The organism is Mycobacterium shigaense (genome assembly GCF_002356315.1).
In the GTDB taxonomy this organism is placed as follows: domain Bacteria; phylum Actinomycetota; class Actinomycetes; order Mycobacteriales; family Mycobacteriaceae; genus Mycobacterium; species Mycobacterium shigaense.
In genome coordinates, this window is sequence record NZ_AP018164.1 from 2,003,956 (window position 1) to 2,017,915 (window position 13,960).

A 13,960-nucleotide genomic window follows, 5' to 3' on the forward strand; every position below is an offset into this window, starting at 1 on the left:
TCAAGGTACGTCAGAACCGGCGCTTGTTTTGTCACGCGAGCATTGCGGATAGGGCCCAAGTCGGCAGCGTCGGACGCCGGCCGGGTTTGCGGCAGCGGCGCCCTTGGTTATTACCAATATTAATTGTGTAAACTCTGTGGATCGCTGCGGCAACGGAAAGCCCTGATGCAAAAGGGGATGAGCACATCGTCGAGTCGGGCGGGGAATCCGCGGGTCGCCGCCGCGAGGTGCTGCGGGTCCTGCGCGGGTCGGTCGATCCGATGACCATCGCCGCGATCGCCGGGGTGCTGGGGGTGCATCCCAACACTGTGCGCTTCCATCTCGACCGCCTGGTCGGCGACGGTCGGGTAGAGCGGGTTGCGCCCGGCCGCAGGGTCCCGGGGCGCCCGCCGCTGCTGTTCCGGGCGGTCCGCCGGATGGACCGCGGCGGGTCCCGGCGCTACCAGTTGCTCGCCGAAATTCTCGTGGCGGCGGTCGGCGCCACGAAGGATCCGCGCGCCACGGCGGTGGCCGCGGGGCGGGCCTGGGGGCGAACGCTGGATCCGCACCCGAAAGCCGCCACCAGCCCCGACAGAGCGATCGGCCGCCTGGTCGAGGTGCTCGACAGCTCGGCTTTGCCCCCGAGCGGCGGTCTTACGACGGCGAGCAACAGGTGGGGCTGCGCCATTGCCCGTTTCTCGAACTGGCCGAACACCGCAGCAGCGTCGTCTGTCCCATCCACCTCGGGCTGATGCAGGGTGCGCTGGAGACGTGGCAGGCCCCGATCGCCGTCGAACGCCTCGACGCGTTCGTCGAACCGGATCTGTGTTTGACGCATCTCAAGCTGGAAGGAGTAGGGAACTGAGTACCGCATCGGCGATCGCCGTCGCTGTCACCTTCGTTTGGCTCGGCATGGTGTTGGCCATCTCGTTCCTGGAAGCCCCGCTGAAATTTCGCGCGCCCAACGTGACGCTGCAGATCGGGCTGGGCATCGGGCGGCTGGTGTTCCGCGCGCTGAACACGGTAGAGGTCGTTTTCGCTCTCGTCCTGCTGGCGATCGTAGTGGCCGGCCCGACGCCCGCGCGCAGCGCGGTGGCGTTCGCGGTCGCGTTCGCCGCGTTGGCATTTCAGCTGATCGTCGTCCGCCCGCGGCTGACCCGCCGTTCGGACATGGTGCTCGCCGGAACGGAGGGACCCCGCTCCCGGGCGCACTACGCCTACATCGGCCTGGAGGTGGTCAAGGTGGGCGCGTTGATCGCGGCGGGGATACTGCAACTGACCGTCTGAGACTCCCAACGGCCCACCTACACACCAAGGAGAGACTCACCAATGGAATCGGTATCCCTGACCGGCCTGGCTGACGAAAAGCTCGCCGAGGCGCGCAAATCCCACAGCGGCCGCGCCGCGCACACGATTCACGGCGGCCACTCCCACGAATTGCGGCAGACCGTGTTGGCCCTGCTCGCCGGCCACGACCTGTCCGAACACGACAGCCCTGGCGAGGCGACGCTGCAGGTGCTGCGCGGCCACGTGCGCCTGACGACCGGCGGCGATTCCTGGGACGGCAAGACCGGCGATTACGTCGCGATTCCGGCGGAACGGCACGGCCTTGCGGCAGTTGAGGATTCGGTGATCATGCTGACGGTGTTGAAGAGCATTCCGTCGCAGAGTCACTGATGTTGTCGACGCCCTGGTCGAAAAGCTTCGGCCTGGCGGTACCCATCCTCAACGCGCCGATGGGCGGGGTGGCTGGCGGCCGGTTGGCCGCGGCCGTCACCGCCGCCGGCGGCCTGGGCATGGTCGGCATGGGCAGTGTGGCCACCCGGGAACTGCTGCAGATCCAGTTGCAACAGGTCTGCGGCAGCTTCGGAATCGGCCTGGTGGACTGGGTGATGCGTAACGAGGCGGGGCTGCTGCAGGACGCCCTGGCCGCGCGGCCCGCCCTGCTGTCGGTGAGCTTCGGCACCGACTTCTCCTGGGTCGGCAAGGCTCATGATGCCGGAATCCCCACTGTCACACAGGTTTACGACGGGCCAGGAGCCCAGCGGGCCGTCGACGCGGGCGTCGACATCCTGGTCGCGCGCGGGTCCGAGGGCGGCGGTCACGGAGATGCCAGTCTGGGCACGCTGCCCGTGCTCGACGCCGTGCTGGACGTCGTGTCGGTGCCGGTGCTAGCCGGCGGCGGCGTGGCCTCGGCGCGCAGCCTGGCCGCCGTGCTGGCCGCCGGCGCCAGCGGCGCGTGGGTGGGCACCCGGTTGGCGGCCTGCCCGGAGGCGCTAACCGGCGACGGCAGCCGCCAGGCCCTGATCGCGGCGCGGTCCACCGACACCGTCGTCACACGGGTCTTCGACGTCGCCAATGGCCTGCCCTGGCCGGCCCGGTTTCCGGCGCGGGTGCTGGCCAACGAGTTCGTCGCGCGGTGGTCGGGCAACGAGGAGACGCTGGGTCCGTCGGCCTGCGACGAGCTCGCGGCGTCGATCGCCGCCGACGATCGCAGCATCGCCCCGGTCGACGCCGGGCAGGGCGTCGGCATGATCCACGACGACGCGTCGGTGGGCGAGGTCATCGAGCAGATGTGCGCGGGCGCCGAACGGCTGCTGCGCGGCTGGGGCTCCTAACCCGGCGGCCTACACCGCGCGCAGATAGCGCTGGGCGATGAGGCGCTGCGTCACCCGCACTACCGGGCCGCCGGCCTTGCTCCACCACGTCGCGGGCCGCGAGAACGACGACACCTCCGCGAACACCGTGTCGGTGGCGGGGTCGTGCCGGACCACGAAGCGTTCCTCGCCGGACTCCGGGTGGCCGGGCAGCGTGCCGTACCCGAACCCGCGGATGTCGGGTTCCTCGATGACGTAGACCACCCGACAGGGTGCCCGTAGGACGCCCATCATGGTCACGACCACGATCGCGTCGAGCACGACGGTCGGAGAGCTGGTCTGCACCCGCAAGCCGGCGCCGGTTTGCATGCCCCAGTGCGCGACGGCGTTGGCCGCCCGCTCGAAACGCGTTCGGCCCGTACCGATCTGGCGGGAGACGGCGAGGTGGCCGTATCCGGCGGGCCGGTCAGCGGACGCGGTCGCCCCCACCTCCGAGTACGTCAGCGGGAGCTCTTCGAGCGCTGCCAGGTCCATCAGCCCAGCTTGCCACGCCGGGAATAGCGGACGGGTGGGCGGCGTAGGTTGGTATCGTGACCACTCAATCTGTTGCCCACGCATCCGGAACCTTCACGCTCGGCGGCGATCTGACCGTCAACCGACTCGGCTTCGGCGCCATGCGCCTGACCGGCAAGGGGGTATGGGGGCCGCCCGCCGACCGCGATGAGTGCGTCCGGGTGCTGCGCCGCGCCGCCGAACTCGGCGTCAACTTCATCGACACCGCGGACTCCTATGGGCCGTACATCTCGGAGGACATCATCCGCGAGGCGCTGTACCCCTACGACGGGCTGGTGATCGCGACCAAGGCGGGTCTGCTGCGCACCGGGCCGGACGTCTGGGTCCCGCTGGGCAATCCGAGCTACCTGCGCCAGGAGCTCGAGATGAGCCTGCGCCGGCTGGCCGTCGAGACCATAGACCTGTTCCAGCTGCATCGCGTCGACCCGAACTTCCCGCTGGCCGACCAAGTGGGCGAGCTCCTGACGCTGAAGAACGAGGGCAAGATCCGTCACATCGGACTGTCGGAGGTCAACGTCGACCAGCTCAACGAGGCCCAGCAGATCACCCAGATCGTGTCGGTGCAGAACATGTATAACCTGTCGTCGCGCGGCGCCGAGCCGCTGCTGGACGAGGCGGAGAAACAGGGCGTCGGGTTCATCCCGTGGTTCCCGCTGGCGGCTGGGCCGCTGGCGGCGCCCGACGGCCCGCTGCAACGGATCGCGGCCGACCATCACACGACGCCGTCGCAGCTGGCGCTGGCCTGGCTGCTCAAGCGCTCGCCGGTGATACTGCCGATCCCCGGCACCTCGAAGGTTGCGCATCTCGAGGAAAACGTTGCCGCCGCCGAGATCACGCTCACCGACGACGAGTTCGAGACCCTGGCGGCTGCAGGCGCGCAGTAGCACGCCGCTGGATACGGTGTCGGGGTGACGAGCGAACAGGTCAGGCACCCCGGCGGGGGATTCAATCCACCCGTACCGACGACCAAGGGCGGGCCTGACTACGGCCGATTCATCGATGCGGTGCGCAAGCTGCAGGATCACGCGCGCGCCGTCGACGCGCCCAACGGCATCATCACCGAGGCCGCGAACCTGCTGGAGAAGGTCTCGGCGCTGCTGACCCCGTTCGACGCCGACGAGTGGCATTCGCCGTCGGGGCGCCGGATGGACCTGCCCGTGCGCGGCAACATCCTGACGATCCCGCTGACGTCGCACAAAACCGAGGACGGCCGGATCGCGGGCACGGCCCGCTTCGCCCGATTCCACCTGGGGCGCAACGGCGCCGTGCACGGCGGATCGCTGGGCATGCTGTTCGACACCGTGCTCGGGCTGACGGCGTCGGTGCTCACCGGAAGCCCGCGGCAGCGCACCGCTTACCTGAAGATCGACTACCGCCACATCGTGCCGATCGAAAAAGAGTTGCAGTTCGATGCGGGAATCGACCGGGTGGACGGCCGCAAAATTTTCGTGTCCGGCACGTTGACCGACGGCGACACGCTGCTGACCGAAGCGGATGCGTTGTTCGTGCGGCTGAAGCCGGACCAACCCTAGGACCGCGTGCCAGCAGTAATGCCCTGGGTTCGTCGAGGTCGACCCCGATAGCATGGCATCGACGTTTCAGCACCAATCCAGACCTCGTATCCCATGGAGACCACCCGATGAGCGCGCCCGCCCAGTCCGTCCCGGGACCCGATGGCGGCGACCCGCAGCGCCTGGCCGAGCCGGGCTCGCGACCGCCGCAAGCCCCGATCCGGGTTCCTGCCGGGACTGCCGTGTCCGCCGCGGTAGGGGAGGCGGGGCTGCCGCGGCGGGGCACGCCCGACGCGATCGTGGTGGTGCGCGACACCGACGGCAGGCTGCGCGACCTGAGTTGGGTGCCCGAGGCCGACGCCGAGGTGGTCCCGGTGGCCGCCAACACCGACGACGGGCGCAGCGTCATCCGGCACTCGGCCGCGCACGTGCTGGCCCAGGCCGTCCAGGACCTCTTCCCGCACGCCAAATTGGGCATCGGGCCGCCCATCACCGACGGCTTCTACTACGACTTCGACGTCGCCGAGCCGTTCACGCCCGAGGATCTGGAAAGGCTGGAAAAGCGGATGCGCCAGATCGTCAAGGACGGCCAGCTGTTCGACCGCCGGGTATACCAATCCAAGGATCAGGCCCGCGCGGAATTGGCCGGCGAGCCGTTCAAGCTTGAACTCGTCGACGACAAGTCCGGGGACCCCGAGGTCATGGAGGTCGGCGGCGACGAGCTGACCGCCTATGACAACTTGAATCCCCGCACCCGCGAACGGATTTGGGGCGATCTGTGCCGCGGTCCGCACATCCCGACCACCAAGCACATTCCGGCGTTCAAGCTGACCCGCAGCTCGGCCGCCTACTGGCGGGGCGACCAGAACAACGTCAGTCTGCAACGCATCTACGGCACCGCCTGGGAGTCGCAGGAGGCGCTGGACCGCCACCTCGAGCTGATCGAGGAGGCGCAGCGGCGTGACCACCGCAAGCTGGGGGCCGAACTGGACCTGTTCAGCTTCCCCGACGAAATCGGTTCCGGGCTCGCGGTTTTCCACCCCAAGGGGGGCATCATTCGCCGTGAGCTGGAGGAGTACTCGCGGCGCAAGCACGAGCAGGCGGGCTACGAGTTCGTCAACACCCCGCACATCACCAAGGAACAGCTCTACATCACGTCCGGCCACCTGGAGTGGTACGCCGACGGCATGTATCCGCCGATGCACCTCGACGCGGAGTTCGACGAGGACGGCACGGTGCGCAAGCCGGGCCAGGACTACTACCTCAAGCCGATGAACTGCCCGATGCACCACCTGATCTACCGGTCCAGGGGACGGTCGTATCGCGAACTTCCGTTGCGGCTCTTCGAGTTCGGCAGCGTCTACCGCTACGAGAAGTCCGGCGTCATCCACGGGCTGACCCGGGTGCGCGGCATGACGCAGGACGACGCGCATATCTACTGCACACTCGAGCAGATGCGCGACGAGCTGACCTCGGTGCTGCGTTTCGTGCTGGACCTGCTGAGCGACTACGGCCTCAACGACTACTACCTGGAGCTGTCCACCAAGGACGCGGACAAGTACGTGGGTTCCGACGAGGTGTGGGAGCAGGCCACCGAGATCCTGCGCGAGGTGGGCGAGGCGTCGGGCCTGCAGCTGGTGCCCGATCCAGGCGGCGCGGCCTTCTACGGCCCCAAGATTTCGGTGCAGGTGAAGGACGCGCTGGGCCGCAGCTGGCAGATGTCGACGCTGCAGGTCGATTTCAACATGCCGGACCGCTTCGAGCTCGAGTACACCGCCGCCGACGGTTCGCGGCAACGGCCGGTGCTGATCCATCGCGCGTTGTTCGGGTCGATCGAGCGGTTCTTCGGCATCCTGACCGAGCATTACGCGGGCGCGTTCCCGGCGTGGCTGGCCCCGACCCAGGTGGTCGGTATTCCCGTCGCCGATGAGCACATCCCGTATCTGGAAGAGGTTGCCGCGCAACTCAAATCGTATGGTGTGCGGGTGGAGGTGGATACCAGCGATGACCGGATGGCAAAGAAGATCGTGCACCACACCAACCAGCGGGTGCCGTTCATGTTGCTGGCCGGCGACCGCGACGTGCAGGCCGGCGCGATCAGCTTCCGCTTCGGCGATCGCAGCCAGATCAACGGTGTTCCGGTCGCCAGCGCGGTCGACGCCATCGTGAAATGGATCGCCGACCGTGAGAACGATTTTCCCACAAAGGAACTGGTGAAAGTGGCCGGCGGTGAGTGAGCAAGGGAACGCTGACGACTCGATCGTCGACAAGGGCGCCGGGGAACGCGATCACCTGCAGCGGCTGTGGACGCCGTACCGGATGACCTACCTGGCCGAGTCGCCGATGAAGCGCGACCCGAATTCTTCAGGCAAACCCGACCAGCCGTTCACCGACATCCCCCAGCTGCCCGACGAGCAGGGTCTGGTGGTGGCCCGGGGCGATCTGGTCTACGCCGTGCTGAACCTCTACCCATACAACCCCGGGCATTTGATGGTGGTGCCCTATCGGCGGGTATCTGAGATCGAGGACCTTACCGACGCCGAGAGCGCCGAGCTCATGACGTTCATCCAGAAGTCGATTCGCGTCATCAAGAACGTGTCGCGCCCACATGGTTTCAACGTCGGGCTCAACCTGGGCACGTCGGCGGGCGGATCCCTGGCCGAGCACCTGCACGTGCACGTGGTGCCGCGCTGGGGTGGCGACGCGAACTTCATCACCATCGTCGGCGGGGCCAAGGTGATTCCGCAGCTGCTGCGGGAAACACGGCAGTTGCTGGCCGACGAGTGGTCGAAACAGCCATGAGTCGCGCCGGTGACGATGCAGTGGGGGCACCTCCCAGCCGCGAAGCGGCGAGGGGGACGCAGCGATGAGGAGGAATGGCGCCCATGAGTCGCGCCGGTGACGATGCAGAGCGCAGCGATGAGGAGGAATGGCGCCCATGAGTCGCGCCGGTGACGATGCAGAGCGCAGCGATGAGGAGGAATGGCGCCCATGAGTAAAGCGCCCTTCCTGTCCCGGGCCGCATTCGCGCGGCTCACCACTCCGACAGCCAGGGCACTGCTTCGGATGGGCCTGACGGCCGATGCCGTCACCATCCTGGGCACGGTCGTCTCGGTGGCGGGCGCGCTGACGCTGTTTCCGATGGGCAAGCTTTTCATCGGCACCCTGGTCGTCTGGTTCTTCGTCCTGTTCGACATGCTCGACGGCGCGATGGCCCGGGAACGCGGCGGCGGCACGCGCTTTGGCGCGGTGCTGGACGCCACCTGCGACCGGATCAGTGACGGCGCGGTGTTCTGCGGGCTGCTGTGGTGGATCGTCTTCGGCCTGCACGACAAGCTGCTCGCGGTGGCGACGCTGATCTGCCTGGTCACTTCACAGGTGATCTCCTACATCAAGGCCCGGGCCGAGGCCAGCGGGCTGCGCGGCGACGGCGGGATCATCGAACGACCGGAACGGCTGATCATCGTCCTGGTCGGCGCGGGCGTGTCGGACTTCCCGGTCATTGCCTGGCCGGCGGCGCTGCCGGTGGCGATGTGGGTGCTGGCGGCGGCCAGCCTGGTCACCTGCGCCCAGCGCTTGCACATGGTGCGCACCTCCCCGGGCGCGACCGAACCGTTGCCGCCCGGCCCCGGAAGCCAGGAGACGAGCGGACCGTGATCTCGGCGCCATCGGGCCTGAAGGCCCTTTCGAGCCCGCGCCGCCTCCTGACGGACACGGCGACCGACTGGGTGTACGCGGCCGGCTGGCTCGCCGTCCGCGCGGCGCCGGAGTTCGCAGCGCGCAACGTTTTCGACGCCGGTGCGCGCTACGCGGCCCGCGGCGGCGGTCCTGAGCAGCTGCGCAAAAACCTGGCGCGCGTCATCGGGGTAGCGCCGGCCGAGGTTCCGGACGAGCTGTTGAAGGCATCGCTGGCGTCCTACGGCCGCTACTGGCGCGAGGCGTTTCGGCTGCCGACGATGGACCACCGCGTGCTGGCTCAGCAGGTCGACGCGACGTTCCAGGGCGCCGAGCACATCGACGCGAGCCTGGCCGAAGGGCGCGGTGTGGTGCTCGCGCTGCCGCACAGCGGCAACTGGGACATGGCCGGGGTGTGGCTGGCGCAGACGCGCGGCACCTTCACCACCGTCGCGGAACGACTCAAACCCGAGTCGCTGTACCGGCGGTTCATCGCCTACCGCGAAAGCCTCGGCTTCGAGGTGCTGCCGCTGTCCGGCGGCGACCGGCCACCCTTCGAGGTGCTGTGCGAGCGGCTGCGGTCCAACCGCGTGGTGTGCCTGATGGCCGAACGCGACCTGACCCGCACCGGTGTGGAAGTCGACTTCTTCGGCGAGCCCACCCGGATGCCGGCCGGTCCGGCGAAACTTGCGGTCGAGACCGGTGCGGCCTTGTGCGCGGCGCACTGCTGGAATGACGGCGTAAGCTGGCCGGTCTCGATATCCGCCCCGCTGGACTGCTCGAGCGGGGACGTCAAGACGATCACCCAGACGCTGGCCGACCACTTTGCCGTCAACATCGCCGCCCACCCCGAGGACTGGCACATGCTGCAGCCGCAGTGGCTGGCCGATCTGTCCGACGCGCGGCGGGCCCGGCTGGAGGGCGGCTGATGCGCATCGGCATGGTCTGTCCGTACTCGTTCGATGTGCCGGGCGGGGTGCAGTCCCATGTGTTGCAGCTCGCCGAGGTGATGCGGGCCCGCGGGCACGAGGTCAGCGTGCTGGCCCCGGCATCCCCGCACGTGTGCCTGCCCGAGTACGTCGTGTCGGCCGGCAAGGCCATCCCGATCCCCTACAACGGGTCGGTGGCGCGGCTGCAGTTCAGTCCGGCCGTGCACGGCCGGGTCCGGCGCTGGCTGACCGACGGCAATTTCGATGTACTGCACCTGCACGAACCGAACGCGCCCAGCCTGTCGATGTGGGCGCTGCGGGTCGCCGAGGGCCCGATCGTGGCGACGTTTCACACCTCGACCACCAAATCGCTGACGCTGTCGGTTTTTCAGGGCGTACTGAAGCCCTGGCACGAGAAGATCGTCGGCCGCATCGCGGTGTCAGACGTCGCGCGGCGCTGGCAGATGGAGGCCCTCGGCACCGACGCGGTCGAGATTCCCAACGGCGTCGACGTCGGGGCGCTGTCGAGCGCGCCGCGGCTCGACGGCTATCCGCGGCCGGGCAAGACCGTGCTGTTTTTGGGCCGTTACGACGAGCCGCGCAAGGGCATGGCGGTGCTGCTCGACGCGCTGCCCAAGGTGGCCGAGCAGTTTCCGGACCTGCAGGTGCTGATCGTCGGTCACGGCGACGAGGCCGAATTGCGCAGGCAGGCGGGCGAATTGGCGGACCGTATGCGGTTTCTAGGGTTGGTGGACGACGCCAGCAAAGCGTCGGCGATGCGCAGCGCCGACGTCTACTGCGCGCCCAACGTCGGCGGCGAGAGCTTCGGCATCGTCCTGGTGGAGGCGATGGCCGCGGGCACGCCGGTGCTGGCCAGCGACCTGGATGCCTTCCGAAGGGTGCTGCGCGACGGTGAGCTCGGCCGGCTGGTGCCGGTCGGTGATGCCGATGCGCTGGCCGTCGCGCTGATCGAGATGCTGGAAAACGCGGAGCTGCGGGACCGCTACGTGACGGCGGCTTCGACGGCGGTAGTCCGCTACGACTGGTCGGTGGTGGCCAGCCAGATCATGCGGGTCTACGAGACGGTTGCCGGGTCGGGCGTCAAAGTACAGGTGGCCAGCTGATGATCTGGCTGATATTGGCCGTCGGCCTGCTGCTCGCCGTGCTGGCCTTCGTCGGCGCGTGGGCGATCCGCACGGCCAACCGGCTGGACCGGTTGAACGTCCGCTACGACTTGTCCTGGCAGGCGCTGGACGGCGCGCTGGCCCGGCGCGCGGTGGTGGCTAGGGCGGTCGCGATCGACGCCTACGGAGGCTCGACCAACAGCCCCGAGGGCCGGCGGTTGGCCGCGCTGGCCGACGCCGCCGAGCGTGCTCCCCGGCAGGCGCGGGAGAACGCCGAAAACGAGCTGTCCGGCGCCCTGGCGCAGGTCGATCCGGCGTCGCTGCCGGCCGGACTGATCGCCGAGCTGGCCGACGCCGAAGCGCGGCTGCTGCTGGCCCGCCGGTTCCACAACGACGCGGTGCGCGACACCCTCGCGCTGGCTCTGCGGCGCCCGGTACGCGCCCTGCGGCTCGGTGGAACCGCAGCGCTGCCAAGCTATTTCGAGATCGTCGAGCATCCGCATGCGCTGGCGCATGGCGACCTGGGCCGCCTCAACCACCGCACGTCGGCGCGGGTGGTGCTGCTCGACGAGCACGGCGCGGTGCTGCTGCTGTGCGGCTCGGACCCCGCGGTCACCGACGGCAGCGCCTCGAAGTGGTGGTTCACCGTGGGTGGTGAGGTGCGGCCCGGGGAGCGGCTGGCCGAGGCCGCCGCCCGGGAGCTGGCCGAGGAGACCGGTTTACACGTCGCGCCGGGCGACCTGGTCGGCCCCATCTGGCGGCGCGACGAGGTCTTCGAGTTCAACGGGTCGCTGATCGACAGCGAGGAGTTCTTCTTCATCCACCGCGCGCCGCGCTTCGAGCCGTCCGTCACGGGGCGCACGGCGTTGGAACGCAACTACATTCACTGCCATCGCTGGTGTGGCACCGGCGATATTGCCGAACTGGTGGCCGCCGGCCAGACCGTCTACCCGCGCCAGTTGCCCGAACTGCTCGCGGACGCAATCGCATTGGCCGACAACCGTGCCCCGGGCCGGCCGGCCCAGCTGCAGTCCATCCGCTGACCTATACGGCGTCCGACAAAAGGGGGAGGATCCCCGCCGGCGGCAGGCCCGTAGCCAGCGGGACCGCGATACCCGGGCTCGCGCCGGCGACGGCGAGCGAGCTGATGGACTGCAGCGGACCAGGCAGCCCGGAGGCGTAGCCGAAGTCGACGAACGGCTGAACGAACGGTTGCAGCAGATTGGCCAGCGGATCCCCCAGGATGGGGATCAGCCGCAGTGGATCCAGCAGCGGCAAGTTCGTGGTGGGCACGAGGAAGTAGGTGGTGTTGCCAATCTGCTCTTGGATCGCGGTGGCAAGTTGCGCAGCGGTCAGCAACGGAGTTTGTTCATGCAGCGGCACGCTGAAAATGGCGTTGAGGTCGGCCCCGATATTGAAAATATTCGCCGGAAAGTAGGGGACGGGGTCGTACTGAATGCCGTAAATGGCTGTCGTGTAGATGGTGTCTACCGGCGTAGGGACGTGAAACGCGGTCAAGGCCCCTGGGATAAGGCGGGTCAGGACGCCGCCGGTCAACGGATTGTTCGGGTCGGCGAGCAACATGAAGTTCAGCAGGCTGGGGTTCGGCTGCAGGATGGTGGGCAGAGCGTCGAGATAGCGCATCTCCATGGTGGCGATCGTGGCGCTTTGCGAAAAACCGACGACGAGAACGTGATTGCCGGCGCCGGTCTGTGTCATGATCGCGTTGTTCAGTATCGCGATGCCCTGTTGGACCGACGACCCGAAGCCTTCGTCGGTGAGGCCGGTAACCGGCCAGAACTGCTCAGGTGTATACAGGCCCTGCGCGGTATAGGTGGGGTAATTCGGGAGGACGAATGTTTGGTAGACCTCCTGCACATAGGTGGCGCTGGGTGTCGGGTTGTCGGTACCGCCCATGATCAGCGCGACGTCCGTCGGCGACGTCTGCGATGTCGCGTTCGACGTCAGCTGCAGCGCGGCCGTGTTTGAGGCCTCGGTTTCGGCGTAGAAGGTCTGCGCGGCGTTCAGGGTTTGCACGAACTGGTTCTGAAACACTTCCGCCTGTGCGCTGAACGCCTGGTACTGCTGGGCGTGCGCTTCCAGCAGAGCCGCGGCACGTAGTGACACCGAATCACCGCCCGGCGCAAGCACTCCCATCGTCTGGCCCGCTGCGGCGGTGTTCGTCATGGCTAGCTCCGACCCGATTGACTGCATCTGGTTGGTGGCCGCCGCCATCGCGTCCAGGTTGGTGATCAGAAACGACATCGGACGCTCCCCCCCCCCGGGCTAGTCGCGCATCCCGCGGCGCAATGCGCCGGCGCGGGCCGCGGTGATCGCTGCAGGGGTGGCTACGGCGAGTCCGCGCGAGGGCGAGCCGATGGAGGGCAGGTACGGTCTGCCGGGCGTGCTGACACTGGGAATGGCAGCACCCGACGGCGCGGCAACCGTATGCGCCGGGCCGGCGACGGCTGCGCTGTCCGGCCATGTTGCTGGAACCGACAGTGCACCAATGGAATTCGCCTGGCCCATGAGCGCCGGGATCGGCGGCTTCACCAGTGCCGTCGTGCCCAGTGACGGCAGCGCCGGGCCGGTCGCGGGCAGCAGGGCCGGGGTCATCGCCGGCACAACGTCGGTGGCGCCGCCCAGCAACGGATTGGCCCCCGTCATGATTTGTCCCATCGCCATGTTCATCGGCTCCATAGCGAGTTCGGCTGGCGTCGAGAGCATTTGGAGCTGCGAAAGCGAGGTCTGCAACGTCGACAACAGCGACGACGACTGGCCGAGCGGCGAGAACAGTTCGGAGGAGGTCGATTGCACCGGGATGGTGGAACCGGCCAGGTCGGGAGGCGGGGCGCTGAACGATGTCCACTGGCTTTGGACCGCGGCGGTGCTGGCGTCGTAGCCCGTCATCGCCGCCACGTCCTGAGCCCACATTTCGGTATAGGTGGCCTCGGTTGCCGCGATCGCCGCGGTGTTCTGGCCCAGGATGTTCGTCGCGATTAGTGTCGTCAGCTGCGCCCGGTTGGCCGCAATCAGCGGCGGGGCCACCGTGGCGATGAATGCCACGTCGAAGGCCCCCGCGGACAGCCGGGCCTCGGCGGCCGCCTGCTCCGCCTGGGCGGACGCAGCGCTCAACCACTGCACATAGGGCACGGCCGCTGTGGCCATCGCAAGGGCCGACGGTCCTTGCCACGAGCCACCGAGTGTGGACACCGCAGTCTGGAAGGAACTGGCCGCCGAACTCAACTCGGTGGCTAACACGTCCCATGCCGCCGCGGCGGCCCACATCGAACCCGATCGCGGGCCCGCGTAGATCCGCGCGGAATTCACCTCCGGCGGCATCAGCACGTAATCCGGCAGCATTCCGGACCTCTTCTCAGCCGACCGCCACGGCTGCAGAACCAGGGCGGCCACCCGACAACCCGCACGAGCGCAACTGCCCGAGCAGCAGATGAAATATTTAACACAAATCCGGAATTTGCTCTACGCATTCGGCGAGGAGGCGCGAGGTGTCGGCTGTCGGTACGCCAGCTGTAACTTTTGTACGACGGAGCGGGGCTGAGCGCGCAACT

At 68.2% G+C, this 13,960-nt stretch carries 14 protein-coding genes and 1 pseudogene; 12 read left to right on the forward strand and 3 right to left on the reverse strand.

From position 1 onward, the window contains the following. Positions 1–260 precede the first annotated feature (260 nt). The 4 genes and pseudogenes from MSG_RS09540 to MSG_RS09555 all read left to right on the forward strand — a co-directional run bounded on the left by MSG_RS09540 (position 261) and on the right by MSG_RS09555 (position 2,597). Positions 261–844, forward strand: a pseudogene (locus tag MSG_RS09540) (helix-turn-helix transcriptional regulator). Next, entirely contained in the window at positions 841–1,266 is a 426-nt protein-coding gene (locus MSG_RS09545) for a hypothetical protein (protein WP_096444290.1), read from the forward strand. Before MSG_RS09540 ends, MSG_RS09545 begins: the two are co-directional and overlap by 4 nt. A gap of 42 nt (positions 1,267–1,308) precedes the next feature. Further along, positions 1,309–1,656 carry a cupin domain-containing protein gene (locus MSG_RS09550; protein WP_096439089.1) on the forward strand — a complete coding sequence of 116 codons (348 nt, stop codon included), beginning with the start codon at positions 1,309–1,311 and terminating at the stop codon, positions 1,654–1,656. Beyond that, positions 1,656–2,597 (forward strand): NAD(P)H-dependent flavin oxidoreductase, encoded by a 942-nt coding sequence (locus MSG_RS09555; RefSeq protein WP_096439091.1) that lies wholly within the window; start codon positions 1,656–1,658, stop codon positions 2,595–2,597. Before MSG_RS09550 ends, MSG_RS09555 begins: the two co-directional genes overlap by 1 nt. Before the next feature lie 9 nt (positions 2,598–2,606). Here MSG_RS09555 and MSG_RS09560 read toward each other — a convergent pair whose 3' ends face one another. Further along, positions 2,607–3,110 carry a DUF1990 family protein gene (locus MSG_RS09560; RefSeq protein ID WP_096439093.1) on the reverse strand — a complete coding sequence of 168 codons (504 nt, stop codon included), beginning with the start codon at positions 3,108–3,110 and terminating at the stop codon, positions 2,607–2,609. 56 nt (positions 3,111–3,166) lie between these two features. Here MSG_RS09560 and MSG_RS09565 point away from each other — a divergent pair, with 56 nt between their 5' ends. The 8 genes from MSG_RS09565 to MSG_RS09600 all read left to right on the forward strand — a co-directional run bounded on the left by MSG_RS09565 (position 3,167) and on the right by MSG_RS09600 (position 11,431). Beyond that, entirely contained in the window at positions 3,167–4,033 is an 867-nt protein-coding gene (locus MSG_RS09565; protein ID WP_373421127.1) for an aldo/keto reductase, read from the forward strand. Positions 4,034–4,057: 24 nt separating this feature from the next. Next, on the forward strand, positions 4,058–4,681 hold the full coding sequence (locus MSG_RS09570) for a PaaI family thioesterase (protein WP_096439097.1): 624 nt from the start codon (positions 4,058–4,060) through the stop codon (positions 4,679–4,681). Between the two features lie 107 nt (positions 4,682–4,788). After that, positions 4,789–6,897, forward strand: a complete 2,109-nt coding sequence (gene thrS / locus MSG_RS09575; RefSeq protein ID WP_096439099.1) for a threonine--tRNA ligase — start codon at positions 4,789–4,791, stop codon at positions 6,895–6,897. Continuing rightward, on the forward strand, positions 6,890–7,462 hold the full coding sequence (locus MSG_RS09580) for an HIT family protein (RefSeq protein ID WP_096439101.1): 573 nt from the start codon (positions 6,890–6,892) through the stop codon (positions 7,460–7,462). Before thrS ends, MSG_RS09580 begins: the two co-directional genes overlap by 8 nt. A 189-nt stretch (positions 7,463–7,651) precedes the next feature. Continuing rightward, on the forward strand, positions 7,652–8,317 hold the full coding sequence (gene pgsA / locus MSG_RS09585) for a phosphatidylinositol phosphate synthase (protein ID WP_096439103.1): 666 nt from the start codon (positions 7,652–7,654) through the stop codon (positions 8,315–8,317). Beyond that, a complete protein-coding gene (locus tag MSG_RS09590) occupies positions 8,314–9,264 on the forward strand; it encodes a phosphatidylinositol mannoside acyltransferase (RefSeq protein WP_096439105.1) in 951 nt (316 codons plus the stop codon). The genes pgsA and MSG_RS09590 overlap by 4 nt, the downstream gene beginning before the upstream one ends. After that, positions 9,264–10,388, forward strand: a complete 1,125-nt coding sequence (locus MSG_RS09595; protein ID WP_096439107.1) for a glycosyltransferase family 4 protein — start codon at positions 9,264–9,266, stop codon at positions 10,386–10,388. Before MSG_RS09590 ends, MSG_RS09595 begins: the two co-directional genes overlap by 1 nt. After that, positions 10,388–11,431: an NUDIX hydrolase gene (locus MSG_RS09600; RefSeq protein WP_096439109.1), complete on the forward strand. Its 1,044-nt coding sequence runs from the start codon at positions 10,388–10,390 to the stop codon at positions 11,429–11,431. The genes MSG_RS09595 and MSG_RS09600 overlap by 1 nt, the downstream gene beginning before the upstream one ends. Position 11,432: 1 nt before the next feature. On the opposite strand, the gene MSG_RS09605 is transcribed toward MSG_RS09600, so the two are convergent. Then, complete coding sequence (locus MSG_RS09605; RefSeq protein WP_096439111.1) at positions 11,433–12,653, reverse strand: PE-PPE domain-containing protein; 1,221 nt, start codon at positions 12,651–12,653, stop codon at positions 11,433–11,435. Between the two features lie 21 nt (positions 12,654–12,674). Beyond that, positions 12,675–13,802: a PPE family protein gene (locus MSG_RS09610; RefSeq protein ID WP_142404453.1), complete on the reverse strand. Its 1,128-nt coding sequence runs from the start codon at positions 13,800–13,802 to the stop codon at positions 12,675–12,677. Between the last annotated feature and the right edge of the window lie 158 nt (positions 13,803–13,960).

Bases quoted from the DNA above. Each gene is read 5' to 3' on its own strand.
- MSG_RS09550 (WP_096439089.1), top strand. From the start codon at position 1,309: ATGGAATCGGTATCCCTGACCGGCCTGGCTGACGAAAAGCTCGCCGAG.
- MSG_RS09555 (WP_096439091.1), top strand. From the start codon at position 1,656: ATGTTGTCGACGCCCTGGTCGAAAAGCTTCGGCCTGGCGGTACCCATC.
- MSG_RS09560 (WP_096439093.1), bottom strand. From the start codon at position 3,110: ATGGACCTGGCAGCGCTCGAAGAGCTCCCGCTGACGTACTCGGAGGTG.
- thrS (WP_096439099.1), top strand. From the start codon at position 4,789: ATGAGCGCGCCCGCCCAGTCCGTCCCGGGACCCGATGGCGGCGACCCG.
- pgsA (WP_096439103.1), top strand. From the start codon at position 7,652: ATGAGTAAAGCGCCCTTCCTGTCCCGGGCCGCATTCGCGCGGCTCACC.
- MSG_RS09595 (WP_096439107.1), top strand. From the start codon at position 9,264: ATGCGCATCGGCATGGTCTGTCCGTACTCGTTCGATGTGCCGGGCGGG.
- MSG_RS09600 (WP_096439109.1), top strand. From the start codon at position 10,388: ATGATCTGGCTGATATTGGCCGTCGGCCTGCTGCTCGCCGTGCTGGCC.
- MSG_RS09605 (WP_096439111.1), bottom strand. From the start codon at position 12,653: ATGTCGTTTCTGATCACCAACCTGGACGCGATGGCGGCGGCCACCAAC.